Origin of the sequence: Mesorhizobium sp. M1A.F.Ca.IN.020.06.1.1, assembly GCF_004023265.1 — a bacterium.
Taxonomy (GTDB): Bacteria; Pseudomonadota; Alphaproteobacteria; order Rhizobiales; family Rhizobiaceae; genus Mesorhizobium.
The window spans coordinates 1-1,769 of record NZ_RZSR01001115.1 but is presented as its reverse complement, the minus strand read 5'-3'; the positions used below and the strand labels follow the sequence as shown (position 1 = coordinate 1,769).

The following is a 1,769-nucleotide window of genomic DNA, read 5'->3' as shown; positions in this document are numbered from 1 at the left end:
GTCCAGGGCTCGATCATTTCTCACCTGCCAGAAGCCAGGCGGACACCAACCCGGACAGCGCGCCTGTCGCCACGTACCAGGCGCCCGGAACGACCAGATAAGTTGCCGCCGCCACCACTAGGCTGACAAGCCAGGGGCGCGCCGCGGCAAAACCCTTCCACATGCCGCGCAGCAGCACCAGGAACACTGCCGGAAAGGCCATGGCGAAGCCGTAGCGCTCGACGTTGCCAAGCACCGGCCCGAGCGCCGCTCCGCAGGTCGTGAAAATCACCCAGGCAAGATAGAAGGGAAGGGCAGTTCCCGCATAGTAGGCGAGGCTGAAGGCTGGCCGCAGTCCGCTGGCCGCGCGGCGCTTCGCGTCGGCGAGCCCGAGCGCAAAGCTCTCGTCGCACATCAAGAACAGCGCGGGCAGCGCCTTGCGTTTGGGCAGGTGGCGCAGGAACGGCGCAAGTGCCGCGCCCATCAGGAAATGCCGGCTGTTGACCAGCAATGTGATGGCGGCGATCAACAGCACATGCGGCGGCGAGGTCCAGAGCTGGATGGCGGCAAATTCGGAGCCGCCGGCGAAGTTGAGGCCCGTCATCAACGGCACCTCGACGACGCTCAAGCCCTTCTGCGCGGCCTGCGCGCCCAGCACGAGTGCGTAGGGGACAATGCCAAGCAGCACCGGCGTCGAGGCGGCGGCGCCCCGCCGGAATTCGGCGCCGCGTGCTTCGGCGGGAGGGTGGCCCAGGGTTATCTCGGAAACGCTCATGGCTCTTCTTCGGCCAGCCTTGCGGGGCGGCCTTCTCCGGTTGCTCGATGGTCGGTTATCGCTGGCCACCATAGCCGAAATGCTCCGCAATCGGGTTGCGAAGATGCGCCGTTTCTGCCAAGGTTTGGCATTGGATAGCGAGAATTAGCCAATATTGGAATCAGACGCCATGAAGCTGGATGAGATCGACAAGCGGATCCTGCGCGCCCTGCAGCGCGACGGGCGCATGGCCAACAACGATCTTGCGAGAGAGGTCGGCCTGTCGCCGTCACCCTGTCTGAGGCGCGTAAAATTGCTGGAGGAGGCTGGCGTCATCGACCGCTATGTCGCGGTGCTCAACCCGGCCAAGATCGGTCGCGGTCATACCTTCTTCACTCGCATCTGGCTGAAGCAGCAGGACGAGGACACGATCGAGCATTTCGCCAGGGAGGTGGGCAAGCTGCCCGAGGTGCTGGAATGCTATCTGATGCTGGGCGATTGCGACGCTATGGTGCGGGTTGTGGCGGCGGGCATCGAGGACTATCGCCGCTTCCAGTCGGAGCACTTAAGTCGCATCAAGGGGGTGCAGAACGTCAAGACCGACGTTCCCAGCCAGACGGTCAAGCAGACTTCGGAGATGCCGCTTTAGATCTTCCCTTTTTTCCTTGAGGGAGAAGGTGACCGCGAACCGTCGGGATGCTGCTGGAAGGACCGCCGCGGCAATGAGGCGCCAGTTTCCCAGCGCCTCGTTTCGTCTCTATCGTCTCGGCGCTGCGCGCCTGTCCGCCGTCTCCGGCAAGGGAGAAGGCGAACCCACGCCTAATGTTGGGCGTGGTGCTCCGCGTTGCGTTTGCGCGTCGCCGCCGCCTTCTTGGCGGAAGCAGAACGCTCGGCCGCCGAGCGCGAGCTTGACGCTTTGCCGCCGGCCTTGCCGCCCTTGTGCGCCGCCGGATGGCCGGTGTGCTTGCCGCGGCCCGAGCCGCCCGCCTTCTTGCCGCCGCCATCGTCCTTGTTGACGGTCGCCCAGGCCCGGCGC

Annotated in this window: 3 protein-coding genes; 1 reads left to right on the top strand and 2 read right to left on the bottom strand. The window is 65.1% G+C overall.

Translation table 11 applies throughout. The annotated features are described in order from the left end of the window. Positions 1-13: 13 nt before the first annotated feature. A complete protein-coding gene (locus EOA60_RS31545; RefSeq protein ID WP_095824506.1) occupies positions 14-754 on the bottom strand; it encodes an AzlC family ABC transporter permease in 741 nt (246 codons plus the stop codon). Positions 755-923: 169 nt separating this feature from the next. Here EOA60_RS31545 and EOA60_RS31540 point away from each other — a divergent pair, with 169 nt between their 5' ends. Then, positions 924-1,382: an Lrp/AsnC family transcriptional regulator gene (locus EOA60_RS31540; protein ID WP_095801368.1), complete on the top strand. Its 459-nt coding sequence runs from the start codon at positions 924-926 to the stop codon at positions 1,380-1,382. 170 nt (positions 1,383-1,552) lie between these two features. On the opposite strand, the gene EOA60_RS31535 is transcribed toward EOA60_RS31540, so the two are convergent. Continuing rightward, positions 1,553-1,769: plasmid stabilization protein (locus EOA60_RS31535; RefSeq protein ID WP_128312515.1), on the bottom strand; the 217-nt coding region annotated here is incomplete at its 5' end.

Coding starts and splice junctions, on each gene's coding strand:
- EOA60_RS31540 (WP_095801368.1), top strand. CDS start 924: ATGAAGCTGGATGAGATCGACAAGCGGATCCTGCGCGCCCTGCAGCGC.
- EOA60_RS31545 (WP_095824506.1), bottom strand. CDS start 754: ATGAGCGTTTCCGAGATAACCCTGGGCCACCCTCCCGCCGAAGCACGC.